The organism is Gordonia effusa NBRC 100432 (assembly GCF_000241305.1).
GTDB lineage: Bacteria > Actinomycetota > Actinomycetes > Mycobacteriales > Mycobacteriaceae > Gordonia > Gordonia effusa.
In genome coordinates this window covers 19193-38306 of the sequence record NZ_BAEH01000132.1, presented here as the reverse complement: position 1 = coordinate 38306, position 19114 = coordinate 19193, and the positions used below count along the sequence as shown (strand labels likewise).

Annotated in this window: 19 protein-coding genes; 10 read left to right on the top strand and 9 right to left on the bottom strand. The window is 62.7% G+C overall.

Annotated elements, in window-relative coordinates; translation table 11 throughout:
• Positions 1–268 precede the first annotated feature (268 nt).
• From GOEFS_RS21900 to GOEFS_RS21885, 4 genes are all read right to left on the bottom strand, one after another.
• Entirely contained in the window at positions 269–934 is a 666-nt protein-coding gene (locus tag GOEFS_RS21900; RefSeq protein ID WP_007320143.1) for an AIM24 family protein, read from the bottom strand.
• A gap of 165 nt (positions 935–1099) precedes the next feature.
• A complete protein-coding gene (locus tag GOEFS_RS21895) occupies positions 1100–2371 on the bottom strand; it encodes a glycosyltransferase family 4 protein (protein WP_007320142.1) in 1272 nt (423 codons plus the stop codon).
• The gene (locus GOEFS_RS21890; protein ID WP_007320141.1) at positions 2368–3948 is read right to left on the bottom strand and encodes a 1,4-alpha-glucan branching protein domain-containing protein; all 1581 of its coding nucleotides are present in this window, start codon (positions 3946–3948) and stop codon (positions 2368–2370) included. Before GOEFS_RS21890 ends, GOEFS_RS21895 begins: the two co-directional genes overlap by 4 nt.
• Positions 3945–4739: a class I SAM-dependent methyltransferase gene (locus GOEFS_RS21885; RefSeq protein ID WP_050950034.1), complete on the bottom strand. Its 795-nt coding sequence runs from the start codon at positions 4737–4739 to the stop codon at positions 3945–3947. Before GOEFS_RS21885 ends, GOEFS_RS21890 begins: the two co-directional genes overlap by 4 nt.
• A gap of 294 nt (positions 4740–5033) precedes the next feature.
• Between GOEFS_RS21885 and GOEFS_RS21880 the strand changes: the two genes are divergently transcribed.
• The 7 genes from GOEFS_RS21880 to GOEFS_RS21850 all read left to right on the top strand — a co-directional run bounded on the left by GOEFS_RS21880 (position 5034) and on the right by GOEFS_RS21850 (position 11443).
• Positions 5034–5555 carry a DUF3558 family protein gene (locus tag GOEFS_RS21880; protein WP_007320139.1) on the top strand — a complete coding sequence of 174 codons (522 nt, stop codon included), beginning with the start codon at positions 5034–5036 and terminating at the stop codon, positions 5553–5555.
• A 5-nt stretch (positions 5556–5560) separates the two neighbouring features.
• On the top strand, positions 5561–6082 hold the full coding sequence (locus tag GOEFS_RS21875) for a DUF3558 domain-containing protein (RefSeq protein ID WP_007320138.1): 522 nt from the start codon (positions 5561–5563) through the stop codon (positions 6080–6082).
• A gap of 386 nt (positions 6083–6468) precedes the next feature.
• Complete coding sequence (sfnG, locus tag GOEFS_RS21870; RefSeq protein ID WP_007320137.1) at positions 6469–7593, top strand: dimethylsulfone monooxygenase SfnG; 1125 nt, start codon at positions 6469–6471, stop codon at positions 7591–7593.
• A 132-nt stretch (positions 7594–7725) separates the two neighbouring features.
• Positions 7726–8508 carry an electron transfer flavoprotein subunit beta/FixA family protein gene (locus GOEFS_RS21865; RefSeq protein ID WP_007320136.1) on the top strand — a complete coding sequence of 261 codons (783 nt, stop codon included), beginning with the start codon at positions 7726–7728 and terminating at the stop codon, positions 8506–8508.
• Positions 8509–8611: 103 nt separating this feature from the next.
• Positions 8612–9562: an electron transfer flavoprotein subunit alpha/FixB family protein gene (locus GOEFS_RS21860; RefSeq protein WP_007320135.1), complete on the top strand. Its 951-nt coding sequence runs from the start codon at positions 8612–8614 to the stop codon at positions 9560–9562.
• Between the two features lie 151 nt (positions 9563–9713).
• Positions 9714–10568 carry a GNAT family N-acetyltransferase gene (locus GOEFS_RS21855; RefSeq protein ID WP_040525946.1) on the top strand — a complete coding sequence of 285 codons (855 nt, stop codon included), beginning with the start codon at positions 9714–9716 and terminating at the stop codon, positions 10566–10568.
• 95 nt (positions 10569–10663) lie between these two features.
• A complete protein-coding gene (locus tag GOEFS_RS21850) occupies positions 10664–11443 on the top strand; it encodes a lysophospholipid acyltransferase family protein (RefSeq protein ID WP_245549945.1) in 780 nt (259 codons plus the stop codon).
• A 77-nt stretch (positions 11444–11520) separates the two neighbouring features.
• Here the strand turns inward: GOEFS_RS21850 and GOEFS_RS21845 are convergent, their stop codons facing one another.
• Both GOEFS_RS21845 and GOEFS_RS21840 read right to left on the bottom strand, forming a co-directional pair.
• On the bottom strand, positions 11521–12114 hold the full coding sequence (locus GOEFS_RS21845; protein ID WP_007320132.1) for a LemA family protein: 594 nt from the start codon (positions 12112–12114) through the stop codon (positions 11521–11523).
• On the bottom strand, positions 12111–12908 hold the full coding sequence (locus GOEFS_RS21840) for a hypothetical protein (RefSeq protein WP_007320131.1): 798 nt from the start codon (positions 12906–12908) through the stop codon (positions 12111–12113). The genes GOEFS_RS21845 and GOEFS_RS21840 overlap by 4 nt, the downstream gene beginning before the upstream one ends.
• 109 nt (positions 12909–13017) lie before the next feature.
• Here GOEFS_RS21840 and GOEFS_RS21835 point away from each other — a divergent pair, with 109 nt between their 5' ends.
• The 3 genes from GOEFS_RS21835 to GOEFS_RS21825 are packed head-to-tail and all read left to right on the top strand — an operon-like array spanning position 13018 to position 16408.
• A complete protein-coding gene (locus tag GOEFS_RS21835) occupies positions 13018–14268 on the top strand; it encodes a cysteine desulfurase family protein (RefSeq protein ID WP_083837394.1) in 1251 nt (416 codons plus the stop codon).
• Positions 14265–15383 carry a tRNA 2-thiouridine(34) synthase MnmA gene (gene mnmA, locus GOEFS_RS21830; RefSeq protein ID WP_007320129.1) on the top strand — a complete coding sequence of 373 codons (1119 nt, stop codon included), beginning with the start codon at positions 14265–14267 and terminating at the stop codon, positions 15381–15383. The genes GOEFS_RS21835 and mnmA overlap by 4 nt, the downstream gene beginning before the upstream one ends.
• A complete protein-coding gene (locus GOEFS_RS21825; protein ID WP_007320128.1) occupies positions 15380–16408 on the top strand; it encodes a uroporphyrinogen decarboxylase/cobalamine-independent methonine synthase family protein in 1029 nt (342 codons plus the stop codon). Before mnmA ends, GOEFS_RS21825 begins: the two co-directional genes overlap by 4 nt.
• Before the next feature lie 80 nt (positions 16409–16488).
• On the opposite strand, the gene GOEFS_RS21820 is transcribed toward GOEFS_RS21825, so the two are convergent.
• Genes GOEFS_RS21820 through GOEFS_RS22700 form a run of 3 tightly spaced genes read right to left on the bottom strand, consistent with a single transcriptional unit; the run spans position 16489 to position 19099 of the window.
• Positions 16489–17463 carry a hypothetical protein gene (locus tag GOEFS_RS21820; RefSeq protein WP_007320127.1) on the bottom strand — a complete coding sequence of 325 codons (975 nt, stop codon included), beginning with the start codon at positions 17461–17463 and terminating at the stop codon, positions 16489–16491.
• The gene (locus GOEFS_RS21815) at positions 17460–18338 is read right to left on the bottom strand and encodes a hypothetical protein (RefSeq protein WP_007320126.1); all 879 of its coding nucleotides are present in this window, start codon (positions 18336–18338) and stop codon (positions 17460–17462) included. Before GOEFS_RS21815 ends, GOEFS_RS21820 begins: the two co-directional genes overlap by 4 nt.
• Positions 18335–19099: a helix-turn-helix domain-containing protein gene (locus tag GOEFS_RS22700; protein ID WP_007320125.1), complete on the bottom strand. Its 765-nt coding sequence runs from the start codon at positions 19097–19099 to the stop codon at positions 18335–18337. Before GOEFS_RS22700 ends, GOEFS_RS21815 begins: the two co-directional genes overlap by 4 nt.
• Positions 19100–19114: the final 15 nt, after the last annotated feature.

Genomic DNA, 19114 nt, shown 5'->3' with positions numbered 1-19114 from the left:
TCTTGGCCCCGCAATGAGACGGAAACTCCGCAATTTTGGGTTCTTATTGGAATATACCCAACCCCCACGGTGGGGATCATAGACAAAGAGACAACGTTGATTGCCAATAAAGTAGCTTGCTCAGCCCAATAGTAGCTTGTGCGTGCTTTAGGTGGTCCCTTTTTAGGCGCAGCGCAGCTACGTCGATATTTCTCCAGTCTGTAAATCCAGGACACTGATGTATCACTGCACGGGGGCGTGCACGGTCGGGTGGTTCGTTGCTCGAAGATCAGCCGGGCAGGACGCTGCGGCCTTCGCTCGGCTGAACCACAACGAATCCGGGGCCGTGGAAGGCGAGTTGGAACGCTTCACCTGAGCCGCGGCCGATGAGTGCCCCGAGCTTCAGATCGTTCTTTATGGTCGGCTGCAAACCGGCCGACCAGCACACCGCGGCCTGCGGGTCGACGAAGGTCGGCTGTTGTGAGCAGTCCAGCACGAGGGGCGTGCCATGGCAGGTGATGCCCGCGGTGCCATGACCGGCCACCTCGAGGTTGAACAGACCGCCAGCCAGCATGCCAGCGTTGCCGATCGTGGTGATCTTCCACTGAAGCTCGGCGTCGAAGGCCAGCAGGCTCGAGGTATTGATGGTTATGGCGTCGCCTTCGAGCTGCAGGGTGAAGACATTGTGGTTGTTCTGTGCGAAGTAGACCTCACCCTGACCCGAAACGCGCATCATCTGACCGCCCTCATTGGTCACCGCGCGTTTGAGGAAGTTGCCGACGCTGCCGGCTCCCTCATGTTTGAACTGGAACTGGCCCTGGTAGGCGACCATCGCGCCTTTGGCGGCGAGGACGTCGGGGCCGAAGCCGACCCGGAGCATCTTGGTGGATTGCAGGCTCCATCGTTCCTGGGTGGCGACCGCTTGGTTGGCCTGGTCAAAGATATTGCTGCGCATCGGTTCTCCTGTTGACAGTGCGACGATGCGGTAATCCTACGTCAGGCATATGTCGGATTTGCGAGGCTGGGGCCGGGCCGACTGGTGAAAATCGGGAAAATAACACCCCGGCGAGGGCATATTGCCCTTGCCGAGTAGTTATTCGGACGATTTTCTCGGAAGGGGTTAGGCCGGCTTATTCGGATCGCGTTCGGGCAGTGGACGTTCCACGATATTGGGACGGCCGATGGCGTGCCGGACCCTGCGTTTGGCGGCCAAGTAGACGCCGGCGGTACGTTCGGCGACCTCGACCCAGGAGAAGTCCTCGGTGAGTTGTGCCCGCGCACGTCGCGCACGCGCCGACGCCGCTGCCGGATCGTTGAGGGTAGCCCGAACCGCTGCGGCCAGTCCGGTCACGTCGGCCGGCGGGAAGGTCATCCCGGAGACCCCGTCGGTGACCGCTTCACCCAGACCGCCAGCGGTCGAAACCACAAGGGGCGCACCGGTTGCCGCGGCTTCCAGCGCGACGATGCCGAATGGCTCGTAGCGACTTGGCAGCACAATCGCATCGCAGCGGTGCATCAGATCGACGAGACCCTCGTGGTCGACGCCGCCGATGAACTCGACCGCTCCCGATACCCGATGCCGCTTGGCCTGCTCGGTCAGCCAGTCCAATTGTGTTCCCGCCCCGGCGATCGTCACCGTCGTGCCGGGGTGGCTACGCCGAATGCGGGGGAGCGCGGCGAGCAGATCCTGCACCCCCTTCTCATACTCCAGCCGTCCGGCGAATAGGAGTTCTGGACCGCCAGGGCGTTCGGATCGTTCCGCGAAAGGCCAAGTGGCAATGTCGATTCCGTTGTGGATGACGCTAATTTCCGGGATGTCCGGGCCGAAGAGGCGGTTCACCTCGTCGCGCATCGACGTCGAGCAGGTGATGAGCGCATCAGACTCAGCCGCGAGCCACCATTCAATTGAATGCACCTGTCGGTTGACCGGGCCCGACACCCAACCGCTATGCCGCCCGGCCTCGGTCGCGTGAATCGTGGAAACCAGTGGGATGTCGAAGAATTCAGCGAGTGCGATGGCCGGATGTGCGACCAGCCAGTCATGCGCGTGCACGACGTCGGGTATCCAGGGCTCGCCGGCATTGGCCGCACCGAATGCGGCCAGGGTCAGTCCCGCGCGGATCAGTGAATGGCCCATCGCGAGGGTCCAGGCCATCATGTCGCGGCCGAAGTCGAATTCGCTGGGATCTTCCGCGGCAGCGATTACGCGGACACCTTCGACCCGATGGTCGACGGTGGGGTGGGTGAGGGCATCGGTGCCGGTTGGGCGGCGAGTCAACACGACGACGTCGTGACCGGCGGCGGCCAACTCGATGGCGAGATTGTGGACATGCCGCCCCAGCCCGCCGACGACGACGGGCGGATACTCCCAGGACACGAGCAGGATTCTCATCGCAGATCCCTCCGGATGGCATTCGTTGGGAACGTGGCGGGTGCGGCTAATACGTCGCTTGCCGCTGGCAACCGACGCGCGTCGACCGCTGCGAAAAGATTATCCGCGCGGCCCCAGTTCGTCGCCAGTCGAACTGCGGTCGATGCGCGGCCCGACGCCGCGGCGTCGCAGATCTCCCGAGTGGCATGCGCGTGTTTATGGGCCCGGTCGGTGGCATATCCGGCCGCGGTGTCCTTGGAAACCATGAACGGCCAATCCGAGGACACCGTCAGTAACGCCTCGCGCAGAATCTGATCATTGACTCGATCACGGAAAGTGGTTGGGGCGCTTGCCATCTGCTTGTCGACGGTGTCGAGTGCGGTCTGCACCACTTCGGCATTCAGATCGACGAAATGCTCGACTTGCGGGCCGGCCCACACTCGCCAGTCCTTGCCCGAGCCCCACGACGAATCGGTGAGTTCGACTGGCGCGCCGAGGAACCCGCCTTGTCGAGCCCCGTCGAGAGTGCCGACGGTGACTCCCGCTTCGGGTAAGCGGCGCAAAACCCGCTCGAGCCACTGCGGACCCTCATGCCACCAGTGGCCGAAGAGCTCGGTGTCGAAGGCGGCGACCACCAGTGCGTCGCGGCCGATCCGCTCGGATTCGGTGATAAGGCGATCACGAACATGGCCGACGAATTCGTCAACGTGCCGGTCGAGTACGGCGTCGACGCGCGCGGGATCGTATGGAGCTTTGTCGGGACCGTCTACCGTGCGGCCGGTGACACGCGAGAGTTTGAGACCTGATTCGTGGTCGTAGGTGTGGAAGTCGCGGTAGGCGGCGTGGCCGGGATACCCGGATTTCGGCGACCACACCCGGTAGCTGACCTGCAGATCGCGGCCGAACGCGACGACATCGGTGTCGCCGACCGGACGGCCCAGAGCCGTGTCGCCGCGAAGCGTCGGGCCATCGACCATGAAATGCCCAATGCCGGCCGCGGAGTACTCGGCCTCCATCCCGGGGGTGAAGGCGCATTCGGGCGCCCAGATACCGGCCGGGGTGTGGCCCCAACGAAGTCGGGCGTCAGCGAGACCTTCACTTAGTGAGAATCGGCGCAGGCGAGGGTCCAGGAGCGGCTGGAACGGATGTGCCAGTGGGCCGCCGAGTAATTCGATGACGTCGGCGTCGATCAACGAGCGGATGGCAGCACTGCCGCCGTGGCGCCAGTGCTGCTCGAAGTCGGCCAAAGCCGTTGCGGCGGCGCGGTATTCGCGGTTGCCGTGCTCGCGGCGTAACGCGTCGCGACTGGTTGCCAGTTCCATCGCGCGTAGTTGCCAGTCGGCCAGCCATTCGTACATCGACGCGGTTGCGTGCGGGTCGTCGAGCTGGGCGGCCAAAACCGGTGTGATGCCAAGGGACACTTGGTTTTTCATGCCATCGGCGGCGAGACGTCGGAGGACGTCGAAGACCGGTTGATATGACGCGGCCCATGATTGATAGAGCCATTCCTCGCCAACCGGCCACCTGCCGTGGTTCACCAACCACGGCAGATGTGAGTGCAGGACCAGCGTGAACTGTCCGGGTACGCGGTCGGTCATGAGCCCCGAGTCGTCAGGGCCAGCAGATCCAGACTCGCGTCGACGTCGCCGGGGCGGATCGCGAAATCGGCCGTCGTCACGCCTGCGACGTCAGCGGTCAGCGATGCGGGCCATGGTTCACCGGCCAGCGCGCGGTTGATCTGCGCGTCGATGATCGAGCCGTCCCACTTGGCATCGAGGCCGAGCAGTGCGTCACCGTGGTGCACACCGAGCATTTCCGGAACCTCGAAGCCGTTCTCGACGAGAAGTTCGGTTAGTTCGAGCGCATTGAGTTCGCGGGTGTGGAATGGGTTGAGTGGAGTGTCGCGGCCGGGCGAGAAGGTGATGCGGTTCGGGGTAGAGATGAACAGTCGACCACCCGGGCGCAAGACGCGGGCACATTCGCGGATGAACAGTGGCTGGTCCCAGAGGTGTTCGATGACCTGGAAGTTGACCACGACATCGACCGATTCGTCGTCGAGCGGAAGGTCGATCAGGTTGCCCTGATGGACGGTTAGCTGTGGATATCGGGACCGAGTGTGTTCGACCGCGGACGAGTCATAGTCGACGCAGACAACGCCGGCGGCGCGGGTCGAGAGCATCGACGCCCCATATCCCTCACCCGAGCCGGCTTCCAGTACATCTTTGCCTTCGACAGCATCGAGGATGTATTCGTAGGCCACCTCGTGCCGTCGGAACCAGTAATTCTCCTCGGGGATTCCGGGGCTGGTCCGTTCGCCGGTCAATGCGAGTGTTGCCTGCTCATCGATGGTTTTCGAAGCATCGGTAGCGGGACTTGTCGATTCGGTCATCCCCTTGAGGGTAGCCGCAGGGTCCTGGGCCGCGACAATCGATCCGACCGAGCAGTCATATGTCCGCTCACAACCCATCAAACGGCTCTGTGTCAGCGACGATGTCGGGTGAACGCGTTTCAGTTTCGTGGGGGCGCTGCGATGCCTTGACTCGTCAACTACGACGGGTATCGCTTGGCGAGCGTGGGCCAAGCCGACGGCAGCGGTCATCGCCAAAATGCTGTTACCGTAATACTGACGTTGGCAATATCGAATATCAGCCCCACTGAGGGTTGGAATGAGTTGGAGTTGATTGTGCGGTCAGGGGTTGCGTCAGTTGCAGCGTTATTCGCTGTTCTGGTCCTCACCACGGCCTGCGCCAACGACGACTCCGCTGATGACTCTGAGACGCCCGCGGCGACGCCAACTGTCACCGGTCCGTCCTTCCGGGCGTGCGGCGGCATCGAATTGAATGAAGTTGCCACCCAGACCGGGTTCAGCGGCCTGCGATTAGTCGCCGAAACGACAGCGGAATGTCAATGGGTGGCGGGCAGTTCGGCGCGCGTCTCCTTCAATTGGTATCGCGGTTCTCCACTTGATCGCGAGCGCGGTGGGGTGGAGCTGACCAAGGACGATATTCAAGACATCACGATCAGTGGGCATTCGGGCTTCATAGCGTCGGCCGGTACGGTCTGTGAGACCGGAATCGGTTTCGACGCTGACTTCATCGAATGGAGTGCTCGGATGGATGAGGAAGGCGTCAATAACGTCGGCATCGATAAGGTGTGCCAGGCAGTACGCGAATTGGCGCGGATGTCGATCGAGCGTGCCAAATGAGGCGTATGTGGCCGGGGCTGGCGGCGGTACTCTGCGGAATTCTGGTCCTGACCGGATGTGGTGGTTCGAGCCAGGATTCTGCCGCGACGTCGTCGACTCCCAGCCGTCAGGCCCGGGTTGATACCGACAAGTTCGAACGGCTCAGTCTCGAATGCCAGTTGCTCACTATCACCGAAATCGCCAAGGCCGTCGGCGCTTCGATCAAGGACAACGAATTCAGCGGACCGATCTGCCGGTGGGAAGCCTCCGGTGATGTCTGGGTGAGTTTCCACTGGTTCGAGTGGAACACGATACGTCGGGAAAAATCGGTTGCCGCCTCGCTTGGCTACGCAACCGAGATTATCAAGATCGGTAGCGCCACCGGGTTTACTCAGACGAAGGCTGATCGACCGGGAACATGCGGAGTGACGGCCAAGTCACCGGGTCGCGGGATCTACACGTGGTTCGTGAATCGCCCTGCGGCCGTGGAGGATCCGTGCGCGGCACCGAAGAAACTGATGGAATTGTCGTTGGAGATGAGCGCGTAACAGGCGGCGTGCCCCCGGTCGTCAAGTGTCGACGTCCGAGCTCGCGAGGTCGCCGGTGTATCGAGTCGCGGTGATCCGACGTCGAGACCCCCGTCTCCGGAAAATCGTCCGAATAAGTCGCCGCCGAGGGCAAGTTGCCCTCGGTGAGTAACTATTCGGACGATTTTCCACGGCAAGCGGCGAACTCGGCGACGGAGTTCGCGTCCTTAAACTCACGCTGAGCCATTTTGTTGACCCCCTGCGCCGCCCGGTGGTGTTCTGAACGGGCATGCGACGACATCGAGTCGCCCACTGATAACCATCAAACCCGTAGCGCCACTTCATATTTGGCTCATTCCGCCCCAGGCGGCGAGCTGGTTGTCGTGTCGTGGCGAGGAGAGGACAGCATGACCACCGAACGCGTCGCAGACGAAGTCGAATTCGCCTACTGGGTACCCAATGTGAGCGGCGGGTTGGTCACCAGCGACATCGAACAGCGCACGAGCTGGGACTACGAATACAACAAGAAGCTCGCGCAGACCGCCGAAAACAACGGCTTCACCTATGCGCTCTCGCAGGTTCGTTACGAAGCGAGTTACGGCGCGGAGTTCCAGCACGAGTCGACGAGTTTCAGCCTCGCGCTGCTTCTGGCGACCGAGCGGTTGAAGGTCATCGCGGCCGTTCATCCCGGTCTGTGGCAGCCAGCTGTGCTGGCGAAACTCGGCGCGACCGCCGATATTCTTTCCAACGGCCGGTTTGCGGTCAACGTAGTGAGCGGCTGGTTCAAGGACGAGTTCACCCACCTGGGAGAGCCGTGGCTCGAACACGACGAACGTTACCGCCGAAGTGCCGAATTCCTTCAGGTGCTGCGCAAGATCTGGACCGAAGATGACGTCGATTTCCGGGGTGACTTCTACCGAATCCACGACTTCACGCTCAAGCCCAAACCGCTGAACACCCCCGAACGCCCCAATCCGGAAATTTTCCAGGGCGGCAACTCGCAAGCCGCTCGTCGCAACGGCGGCCGCTACGCCGACTGGTACTTCTCCAATGGCAAGGACTACGACGGTGTCACCGAGCAGATCGTCGACGTCCGCGCGGAGGCGCAGGCCAACAGCCGCGAGGTGAAGTTCGGACTCAACGGATTCATCATCGCCCGCGATACCGAGAAGGAAGCGCGCGACACCTTGCGCGAGATCATCGAGAAGGCGAATCGTCCTGCGGTGGAAGGCTTCCGGGACGCGGTCCAGCAGGCCGGCAACTCAACGTCGAGCAAGAAGGGGATGTGGGCCGACTCGAGCTTCGAGGACCTCGTGCAATACAACGACGGCTTCCGGACTCAGTTGATCGGCACCCCCGAACAGATCGCCGAGCGGATCGCGAATTACCGACGCCGTGGCGTCGACCTCATCCTTGGCGGGTTCCTGCACTTCCAGGAGGAGATTGAATACTTCGGCGAGAAGGTGCTGCCCTTAGTCCGTGAGATTGAGGCCGCGGAGCGCGAGAAGGATCAGATTCTGGTCGGGGTGTGACAATTTTCTCACCCAAACTGTGAGGTAGGCCCCGTTTGGTCTGTCGTAGCAACGCGTTAAAGTAGGGAGGACCCAAAGGCCTTACCCGCCGGTAAGTTGCCTGAACCCGACGCAGGAGGTCGACGAAGACCCATGACAAACATTGTCGTACTGATCAAGCAGGTTCCCGACACCGGGTCGGAACGCAAGCTCAATGACTCGGACTTCACCCTCGATCGCGAGATCGACCCGGTGATCTGCGAGATCACCGAGAAGGCCGTCGAAGAAGCCCTGCAGATCAAGGAAGCCAACGGCGGTGAGGTGACCGTGTTGACCGCCGGACCCGACAAGGCAACCGACGCGATTCGCAAGGCGCTGTCGATGGGCGCTGACAAGGCGATCCACATCAACGACGAGTTGCTGCACGGCTCCGACGCGGTGCAGACCGCGTACGTTCTGGCTGCTGCGCTGGGCACCGTCGAAGGCGTCGAGCTGGTCATCGCGGGTAACGAAGCTTCCGACGGTCGGGTTGGCGCGGTGCCGGCGATGATCGCCGAGTATGTCGAACTCCCGCACCTCACCTCGCTGCGTAAGGTCACCGTCGATGGTGAGAAGGTCACCGGCGAGCGCGAGACCGACGAAGGCATCACCAAGGTTGAGGGTGCTCTCCCGGCGATCGTAAGTGTGAACGAGAAGATCAACGAACCGCGTTTCCCATCCTTCAAGGGCATTATGGCCGCGAAGAAGAAGGAGATCGAGGTTCTGACCCTGGCTGACCTGGGCATCGACGCCGACGTCGTCGGACTGGCGAATGCTGGCAGCAAGGTCACCGCGGTGACCCCGAAGCCAGCCAAGCAGGCCGGCGAGCGCGTGGTCGACGAAGGCGACGGCGGCACCAAGGTTGCCGAGTTCCTGGTCGGTCAGAAGATCATCTAACTCAACCATCGATCTCGAGCGGCGGGCCTACGTCGGTAGCTGACCCCGCATCGGGCCGATCGTGTTCGAAGACACTCACACCACATACTCCAGGAGAGAAACCATGGCAGAAGTACTCGTGCTCGTTGAGCAGGATGCCGAAGGTGGGCTGAAGAAGGTCACCGCAGAACTCATTACCGCTGCTCGCGCGCTTGGCGAGCCATCGGCTGTCGTCATCGGGAAGTCGGGTTCGGCTGACGCCGTCATCGCCGGACTGACCGAAGCCGGCGCCGAGAAGATCTACGTCGCCGAATCCGACGAGAACACCGCTTACCTGCTGAGCCCGCAGGTCGACGTGCTGTCGTCGATCGCGGAGACCGCCTCGCCGGCCGGCATCCTGCTGGCCGCCGGATCGGACGGAAAAGAGATTGCCGGCCGACTCGCCGTACGACTGGGCGGCGGCGTGCTCGCCGACGTCATCGAGGTCAAGCCCGGTGGCGCCGTCCACTCGATCTTCGGTGGCGCGTACACCGTCGACGCCGAGGTCAACGGCACCGTGATCGCAACGGTCCGCCCGGGTGCCATCGAGGCTGCTCCGGCTGCCGGCGCGGGTACCCGCGTCGACGTCGAGGTGCCGGCACCGGCCGAGAACGCGGTCAAGGTGCTGTCGGTGGAACCCAACGTCGGTGGCGACCGTCCGGAACTCACCGAGGCGTCGATCGTCGTCTCCGGTGGTCGTGGCGTCGGCTCGGCCGAGAAGTTCTCGGTCGTCGAAGAACTCGCCGACTCGCTCGGTGCCGCTGTCGGCGCCTCGCGTGCGGCAGTCGACTCGGGCTATTACCCGGGCCAGTTCCAGGTGGGCCAGACCGGCAAGACCGTGTCGCCCCAGCTCTACATCGCGCTCGGTATCTCCGGTGCGATCCAGCACCGTGCGGGTATGCAGACCTCGAAGACCATCGTGGCCGTCAACAAGGATGAAGAAGCCCCGATCTTCGAGATCAGTGACTACGGCATCGTTGGCGATCTGTTCAACGTCGCACCGCAGTTGACCGAAGAGATCAAGAAGCGCAAGTAGTTCATAGGCGCTGTTCAACTCGATGACCCCCGGCGGTAAGCCGGGGGTCATCGCGCTTTTCACCATAGGTCGGGGCATGTTCACTACTCACCCCCCGACACGACAGTCGGCGGTTGCGGTGTAGTTGCCTGCTCTCGCTTTCATTCAAAACATGACTGGTAGCAGCGCAAATACGATTACCACCGGTGATCAACGCCGCACGATTCTGGCCGGGGGCGGCTACGTCCTCGACATCTCCAACAACCCGGACGACATCGTTGAAGCCCAACGCCTGCGCTACGACGTCTTCGCTGCCGAGCCCGGATTCTCCGATCAGATCGGCGACGCACAGACCGGCCTCGACGCCGATCGCTTCGACGAATTCTGTGACCATCTGCTGGCACGCGACGAGGAGACCGGTGACCTGGTCGGTTGTAGTCGGCTTCTGCCGCCACCCGGTGCGATCGCGGCGGGTGGGTGGTACTCGGCAGAAGAATTCGACTTGGGTGAACTCGACGTCATCCGGTCGCAGACCGTTGAAATGGGCCGGGCATGCGTCGCGGGTGATCAGCGCAGCGGATCAGTGACCGCACTGATGTGGGCCGCGCTCCTCGACTACCTGACGCAGACGGACTACCGGTATCTCATGGGCTGTGTTTCGGTACCGCTCGACGGTGCCGCGGTACGCGGCGGGGGAGCCCGCAACAGTCGCGGTGTCGACTTGCGCGGTATTCGTGACACCTTGGCGACCGACCACGCCGCACCGTGGCGCGCACACCCGCTGCGTCAGCCGATTATCGACGGAACACCTCTCAACGATATTGAGCCACCGGCCAAAGTCGTCGTTCCGCCATTGATGCGCGGCTACCTTCGGTTGGGCGCCAAGGTATGTGGCGATCCGGCTATCGACGACATCTTCGACGTCGGAGACTTCCTCACCGTCCTGGACAGTTCGGCCGGTGTCTCGCGATATCGAGAACGGTTGCAGGATACGGTTTCTCGGCTGACCACTCGGGGGATGGCATGACCGTCGCGACCGAGCATCGACACGCCTGGTTCCCCGCGAGCCCGTGCGACGCGAGTTGCGTTCGTTCGGAACTGCCCCGTGCTGGTCGATTTCGAGTGTCGCTTCGGGTGTGCGCGTTGGCGCTGGTCGTCGGATACCTCGTACTGACGGTGGTGTTCGTGTTGCCGACGCCGCGTGTGCTCCGACGTCGATACCTCAGGTCGGTAGCGCGAATGCTGTTGGGCGCTCTGGGAATTCGCATCGCCGTCGATGATCGGCGGCCGTTTCCGGCGCGAGCGCGAGGTCTGATCGTCGCCAACCATGTGTCGTTCCTCGATGTATTGGCGATTGCGTCGGTGAGCCCCGCCCATTTCGTGGCGAAATCGGACGTGATGGAAATGGGGCCGGTGTCACTGCTCGCCCGTGTCCTGGGAGTCATCGCGGTCGATCGCAGTTCACTGCGCGAGTTGCCCGGTTCCGTCGAGGCCGTTGTCGACGCGCTGCATCGGGACAAGTGTGCTGCCGTCTTCCCCGAAGGCACCACCTGGTGCGGGCGTAGTTCCGGGCGCTTCCGGCCGGCATTCTTCCAGGCCGCCATCGACGCCGGCGTGCCCGTGCTGCCGATGACCTTGGAATATAGCGACGTTGACGGAAACCTCTGCACCGCACCGGCTTTCATCGGCGATGATGAAATCAACGACACGATGGGCCGGGTGCTCGCGCAACGCTCGATGACGGTGACGGTGACGGTCCACGAGTTGCAGCTGCCGGTGGCCGATCGCCGACACCTGGCCGCGCGGTGTGAGGAATTGGTGTTCGGAACGCGCCCCGACGACCTCGGCCCGTTCGTCGTCGCCGACCCGCAGCGGCCTTACGCGCATGCCTTGGCCAGTTAGTCTCGCTGGTACTGTCCCCCTGAGGAGAGCAGGCGCTATATCGCCGTCTGCTCCCGCCACGGGGACAGTTTCAGCAGTTAGAGTTCAAGGCGCGGCACATCCCGGCTAGCTTCATCCATCTCGAAGAATTCGGCGCTGGCCATTCCGGTCCGCTTGGCAAGGACCGTCGCCGGAAAGGATTGCAGCGCAGCGTTATAGCGCGACACATTCCCGTTGTAGAGGCGCCGCGCCGCAGCGATACGGTCCTCGGTATCGCGGAGATTTGTGATGACCGCGCTGTAGTGCTCGGCTGAGCGCAGCTGCGGGTATGATTCGGCGACCGTGCGCAATTGTGTTACCGCGGTAGATAATTGGCTCTCTTGACGGGTTTCGTCGGCGATCACGTGATCGCTTAGTTCGGCCACAGCCCGCGTCGGGTCTGCTGATATGTCGCTGCCGGTGCGAAGTGCCACCAAGTTTGCCAGCGTTTGCGCCTCGTGTTTCGCGTACGCCTTGGCCACTGCGACAAGCTGCGGGATCAGGTCCCAGCGGCGCGCCAACTCGATGTCGACGTTGCGCCAGGATTCGGCAACGGTCGTCTGCATCGATACCAGGCGATTGCGTGCCCGGATCGGCCAAGTCGCAATTGTCAGCAGCACGACGGCGGCGATCGCGAGATAGAGCCAGATCATTGACCGTATTCCTCCCAGACATAAGGTGAAATGCCCTCGGCGACAATGCGTAACGCAGAATACATCCGAGTGGTATCGGCGCCGCGGGTGCCGCTGATGCTGATTGCGACAAGTTCATTGCCGACGATGGCGATTCGTGTGGTGGCGGTGACGGGAACGCCCAGTGCGAGTAGGCGGTCCATCGTCACCGGCGTGATGACGGCCTTCGCAAAGGCAGGGTCGGAACAGGTCACCCACCAGTACTTATTGAAATCGATGGATTCGAAGGGCACCGACGACCCGGCTTCGGTGCTGATAGTCGGACCGATAGTCAACGGCGGCAGAGCTTTCGGCAGCCGGAGAGCATAGACGTTTCGGTAGTGCGTCGAGAATTGCACCCAATTGTTGTTGACCCAGGTGTAGAAGATGTACCAGGCGGGAAACGCGCCGACCTGCCCGGTCATCCCGGTGCGGACCTTCTTACGTCGAGCCCTGGCGATGGTGAACGGCGCGATCGGCAAAGCGGGTATCGGCCAATCCGGTTTGTCGAGTACCGCGAAGCCATGAGCCGCCGACCATGTCGAGAGTTCTCGTTTGCGTAGGGCGCGGGTGATGGCACCGGCCGGACCGAACGCGAGTAACGGTGTCGCCAGAGCGATGGTGATACTCGGCACTAGGAAACCCAGCAGTGGCCAGTAGACAACCTGAACCACGACGAGTGCTGCAAAGGTGACCAGAGTCAGCCAATTGAGCACCGACTGCCGGGGAATATGCGACCGGTAGGGCGCCGGATCGTCGAAGGTCGGAACTGGCACGGACGTACCTTAGCCGTGGCGTCGGGGAGCGTCATTCAGACGAACGGCAGTCGTGCGGTTACGGCAGGAATTTGTTAGGCACCCGTGCGCGTTTATCCTTGACACGACTATGTCTTCATCCAGCCGCACTTCCGTCTACCTCGACAATGCCGCGTCGCAGGCCATGGTGCCCGCCGCCATCGAGGCGATTCTGCCTGTCTTGAGCCAGTCGGGTAACGCGTCGTCGTTGCACGGCGCCGGCCGGCAGGCCCGCCGCCTCCTCGAGGAGTCCCGCGAGACAATTGCCGCGGCACTCGGCGCGCGACCGTCGGAGGTGTTGTTCACCTCGGGTGGAACCGAAGCGGACAACCTCGCGGTCAAAGGCATCTTTTGGGCGCGCCACCGATCCGATCCACGACGACGTCGCATAGTCATCTCGGCTATCGAACATCACGCGATCCTCGATGCCGCCGAGTGGTTGGTAAGCGCCGACGACGCTGAGCTGGTTCTGCTGCCGGTCGACGGCGAAGGTTTCGTCAACCCCGACGATCTGCGTCGGGAGTTGGCCGAAAACGCCGAGCGAACCGCGTTGGTGTCGGTGATGTGGGCGAATAACGAGGTCGGCACCATTGAGCCGATAGCCGACCTGGCCGCGATTAGCGCGGAGTACGGCGTGCCCATGCACTCCGACGCTGTGCAGGCAGTCGGCCACATACCCGTCGACTTTGCCGCGAGCGGACTGTCGGCGATGAGTGTGGCTGCCCATAAGTTCGGCGGGCCGCAGGGAGTAGGTGTGCTCCTTATCGGCCGCGACGTGGCGTGTGTGCCGCTCACCCATGGCGGCGGACACGAGCGCGATCTGCGCTCGGGCACCCAGAACGTCGCGGGAGCGGTCGGCATGGCTGCCGCCGTGCGATACAGCGTCGAGCATCTGGACGATGCCGCGGCATCGACGTCGGCGTTGGCCGATCAGCTCGCCGACATTGTGCTGGCGTTTCCCGGAACCCGTCGAAATGGACCGTCGGGCGGACATAGACTGCCCGGCATTGTTCACGTGTCTTTCGACCGTTGCGAGGGCGACTCCTTGCTGATGTTGCTTGATGCCCAGGGGGTGGAGTGTTCGACCGGCTCCGCCTGTACCGCCGGCGTCGCGCAAGCGAGTCACGTGCTTCTCGCGATGGGCTTGTCGATGGACATTGCCCGTGGCTCGCTCCGATTCAGCTTGGCCCCGACGACGACAGCCGATGACATCGCCGTGGTCGCCGACGTCCTCGGCCCCATCATCGACCGCGCCCGCGCTGCGGGCCTGGTCAGCTCAAGCAAACGCGCTGCTGTGGCCCCAGCCGCGTCGCTCGTCGTTCAAGGAGGTAGCCGCACATGAGAGTTCTCGCAGCGATGAGCGGCGGAGTCGATTCCGCGGTCGCGGCGGCACGGGCCGTCGACGCGGGACATGAGGTGGTCGGCGTGCACCTAGCGTTGTCCACCGCGCCCGGTGCGTTGCGCACGGGTTCGCGTGGCTGTTGCTCGCGCGAGGATGCCGACGACGCGCGTAGGGCGGCGGATGTTCTTGGCATCCCGTTCTACGTCTGGGATTTCGCGGACCGCTTCAAAGAAGACGTGATCGACGATTTCGTCGCGGCCTATGCCGCCGGGGAGACGCCTAACCCGTGCCTGTCGTGCAACGAGAAGATCAAGTTCTCCGCGTTAGCTGAGAAAGCAGCGGCACTGGGCTTCGACGCGTTGGCGACCGGTCACTACGCGCGTCTCGCCGACGGCGAGCTGCGTCGTGCGGTCGACGACGACAAGGATCAGTCATATGTGCTCGCGGTGCTCACTGCCGAGCAGTTGTCACGCGCGATGTTTCCGGTGGGAGATACCCCCAAGGGCGACATTCGGGCGGAGGCGGCCGAACGTGGGCTGTCGGTTGCTAATAAGCCTGACTCGCATGATATTTGCTTCATTCCGACCGGTGACACTCGCGCGTTCCTGGGCGCGAAGATCGGTATCCGTCCCGGTGCTGTCGTCGATGCTGATAGCGGTGCGAAACTCGCGGATCACGAAGGGGTGCACGGCTTTACGATCGGACAGCGCAAAGGCTTGGGCATCGAAGCGCCGGCCGGCGACGGCAAGCCTCGGTACGTGACAGGAATCGACGCCGAGTCGGGCACCGTGACGGTGGGCTCGGCTGAGCACCTCCAGGTGTCGTCAATCATTGCCACGCATGCCATTTGGACGTCGGGGCAGGTTCCGGATGCCCCGTTTGATTGTGTCGTACAGGTCCGGGCGCATGGCGGTCTGGCTCCGGCGACTGCCTCGCCGATGGATGTCGATGGTGAGCCGGGTATCGAGATCGTGCTGCGTGAGCCGCTGACCGGCGTCGCCAAAGGCCAAGCGGCGGTGCTGTATTCGCCCGACGATGAGGCCGGCGACCTAGTTCTCGGTTCGGGCCGGATCGCGTCGACCGTCAGCACGCCGCAGGTGGCTCTCGCGCGGTGAGCGCCATCATGTCCGGCATTGGCGCCGGACTGGGGTCGATGCCCGGGACAGATCCGCGTGCAGCCGCAAAACTCGTTGCCGGTGAACTGGATTGGCCCTTCTTAGCTGAACTTCCCGCACGTGGCCTCGGTGCCGACATGATTGGCCGCACCGCTGCGGTGCTGGTGGATATCGCCCTCGACACCGCGCGTGTATCTCCCGGGGATACGACTACCTATCGGATCGCCGGACCGCCGGGCCGGTTGGTCAACCGTGCGCGTGGCTATCTCGACGCCGATCTCGACGCTGCCGAGGAGGTCTTCGAGCGCTCTGGCCTGCGTGGCGATGGACGGCCGTTCACCATCACTCTCTGCGGCCCTTATACTTTCGCGGCCAATGTGGAGTTGGCGTCGGGGCATAAAGTGCTCCACGACCGAGGCGCGGTACGTGACGTCGTGGCGTCGATGGCCGAAGGGTTATCCGAACTGGTCGCCGACGTCGAACGTCGTCTGGGGTGCAATGCCGTTGTGCAACTGGATGAACCGATGATCGGTGCGGTATTGGACGGCCGAATTAGGCCGCTTACCCGGCTCGACGTGATGCCCGAAGTGAGTGCAGAGGGTGCCGCGCAATTGCTGCAGTCGATGGCGGCGCGAATCGCGCGTCCGATCGTGTTGCATAGTTGTGCGGTACCACGGTGGGATCTCATCGAACACCTGACGGATTTCGCTGTGTCGCTTGATATTTCCTTGCTCGACGATCCGCAGCTCGATCGTTTCGGAAGTTTTATCGATCGTGGCGGTCGCGCCGTCGCGGGAATCGTGCCGACGGTCCGCCCGGCGAAGATGGTCAGCGCGGATCAATTGAGCACTCGGCTGGCAGAATTCATCGACCGAATCGGGTTGCCGCGCAATGTGTTATCGGAGCAGATCGCGGTGTCCCCGACATGCGGGCTGGCCGGTGCCGACAACGAGTGGTCGGCGCGGGCGCTGGCGATCGCCGCCAAGGTCGGGCAGTTGTGCGGCGAGGATCCGGACGCGTTGTAGCACCCTGCTGGAGTCTGCGTCGTCAGCCTCTGCGAGGGAAATATGCCCTCGCAGAGGCTGAGGTGACAGACTCGAGATGACTACCGCTCTGGGTTCCAGTTCGACCCCGCGATATGAGGTGCGGCCAGGCCGCACTTAATTGCCGACCACCGTGCGTCCCACTCCCGCGGGTGTTTCCGCAGCTCGTCGGTGACGGTCTGGACGAGTCCGTCAGGAGAAGCCCACGGGAACCGAAGGAAGATCTGATGGGTCTCTTCGCCTCCTTCAGTCAGCCGGAAGGCCACCGTCAACTCCGGTGGTTCGAGCGGATACCGGGACACCCAATCGACAGTTAATCCGTAGTGCGCCAACACTTCTGAGTTGATGGCGGTGTGCACGCGTCGAATCGTAGTGTCGGTGAGATCTTCCCAGCTGTGGTCGGCTCCGATGCGAGTCACCTCGGCGTCGTAGGCGGCGGCTTGGAAGGTCTTGCCGACGCTGGTGGGTGCCTTGAGAGACCAGTCCCAGTGAACGACGTCGCCTTCTCGGACTATGGTGACGTCGGTGCCGCCACAGATGTAATGGCCACAGGTGCACCGAGCGATCGGAACGCGAGTTGGTTGCTCGGACGCTACCAGTCGGTTGGTGGGGATGAGTAATTCGAAGGGGTCCATCCCCAGCCCGGCACCAAGGGAAGTCATCTCAACGTCGTCGATGTAGACCAGGACTTCGTGGCCATCGAGCCATGAGTCGGAAATCTCGCCTACCTCGAAGCGGATCGTGTTCGTCGCGGGCCGGGTGATGAACCGTCCGGCAGCTACCTGGGCACCCCACGGATCGCGGTCTGCGGGCTGGGGAATACCGAGTTCGGCTAGGGCCTCGTATACGAGTTCGGCGATTTCGTCGCGGACATCGTTGGGCGATGCCCCGGCGAGGATCCGCAGGTGCGGCGAATCGAGACCCTCGACTAGGCATTGCACTGCGTCGTCGATCAGCGCCTTGGTGTCATTGTTGTGTTCCCAACGAGAGCACGCGTCATACAACCGATGCTCGGGAGCTGCGTACCGAAAACTCACCTCTCGATTATGGCGGCTGTTGTCCATCCAATTTCGCCAGCGACTTCTTCGGGGATTACCGACCGCACCGCATCGGTTATCTGTCGCGGGTCGTCGGCGCTCACAATGATCGTCTTGATTCCTTGGATGGGCCCCTCAGCCGACGTCACCTCAGCGGTCGGCGCGAGGTAGATCCGGATTGCGGCGTCGCCGTGGGTCATCCGAAGTTCGCCCGACTCGGAATCGATGACGAATCCGGATCGCAGCGGGCCCGACTCCAATGCGCGCTCCACATGTAACACCGACTCGATGGGTACGCGAATCTCATGGAACACGCTGTCGCGCAAGAGGATCTGGCTCGCGTCGACCAGGTGTGGTTGGGTCTTCAGTGACGCGAGGATTCCGGCTATCCAGAGAATGGCGTAGATATGCAGTACGCCGACAACAATCGCCCAGGCACTGCCGGGCCATATCAACTGGATGATGAAATCGATCACGAGTCCCTCAACGAAACCCAGCGCCAGTATCGCCCAGAGCAATGGCTTAGCGTCGCGTCCATAGGTGTGGGCGGTCTGTGGTGTGCGCGTGAATAAACTTCGGCCGAGGCCGGTGAATAACCGCAGCTCGACGACGATCAGGCGTGCCAATCGACGAGGAAGGACACCTGAAAGTGCCGCTTGCGCAGCCCACCAGCGGCTATGGCCGTCCTTGGGAAGTCCGCGCAAACGTGTCACTGTTTTGGCCGCGACGGTGACGAGGATGACTGCGAGAAGTCCTTCGACGACCATAGCCGTCAGTGCCGCGTTCCGCGGTGATAGCCAGCCGCACCACGCGAGGATCATCGCTGCCGCGATGACGATGGGGGTTATCCATTTGAAGGTCTTGTGGACAGTCATGACTGATTCCTGATGTTGTCGGTGAGTAGCGTGAGACAGCGCCGCTGAGCGGCTGACAGGCCGGTCGACGCTGCGCGCAGAATCGCCGAGGCGGTAATCGAATCGCCGCTGTCGTCCACGAGCTCGGGTGGCGTGAGTGCTAGCAGAGCTGGTTGGAAACGAGTAAAGGCCTTCACGATCTCCTCGACTCTGGGCGACGACTCTGGCTCATCGGCGAGTTTCTCGAACTCGGCCGTCAGATTCAAGATCTGTTGTCGCAGAAGATCATCGGCCGCAATGCGGCTGTACATCTGAGAGATCTCAGTGGCAGAGTTCGCCGACACGGTGTGATCGAGTAGTTCTGCGATCGCCGCTTCACGATCGAATTGGGGATGTTCGGGGCCGAGTGTGTCGGTCAAAGTGGTGAGTATCGCCAGGAGGGCTTCTGATCTCATTTCGCCGTCCGCGTCGACCACCGCCGCAATCCGGTCTCGCTTGGCTTGGATGGCGTCCTGTTGGGCCGCGAGCGAGGAGTCGATCTCGGTGAGGATTTCGATAAGGTCCGCGTGGGAGTCGTCGGCTACCGTGTGCGCGACCTCGTCCAGGCTCATACCGAGATCGGTGAGGCCGCGGACTCGGAGTAGACGAATGAGATCGGTCAGGTCGTAGTGGCGGTACCCGTTGCCGTCACGTCGCGGTTCGGGCAGTACACGCAGTTGGTGATAGTGCCGGACAGTGCGCGGCGACACTCCGGCAAGTCCGGCGAGTTCGCCTATTCGCATGATTACCTCCGCTAG